The organism is Streptomyces sp. MMG1533, from assembly GCF_001279775.1.
Taxonomy (GTDB): domain Bacteria; phylum Actinomycetota; class Actinomycetes; order Streptomycetales; family Streptomycetaceae; genus Streptomyces.
The window spans coordinates 1-310 of record NZ_LGDG01000165.1 but is presented as its reverse complement, the minus strand read 5'-3'; the positions used below and the strand labels follow the sequence as shown (position 1 = coordinate 310).

Genomic DNA, 310 nt, shown 5'->3' with positions numbered 1-310 from the left:
TGTGCGGGACCGGCTGCGGGTGTCGCAGGCGGACGCGTCCGTACTGGCCGAGGTCGGCGTCTTCCTTGGCTCGCTGGCGGCGGGTGATCTCGCGGAGCGGTCCCGGCAGGGCCTGGCTCACGGTGGCGCCTCGTGGGCGGTGCGCAAGCGGGAGCTGACGGGGAGGTCGTCGGCGCGCTGGGCGGGCAGTATCACCAAGGCCAGCCATGACCAGTGGGCGCTGGCCCGGCGCGGACAGGTGGCCCATCTGGGCTGGCTGCGCGGGCAGATCGCGTCGATCGAGGCGCGGCTGGCCCGGCCGCTGGGCGCG

The 310-nt window shown here is 75.8% G+C and carries 1 pseudogene; it reads left to right on the top strand.

Annotated features, from left to right (window positions below):
- Position 1: 1 nt before the first annotated feature.
- Positions 2–310 (top strand): annotated as a pseudogene (locus ADK57_RS17430) (IS200/IS605 family accessory protein TnpB-related protein); the annotation flags it as partial.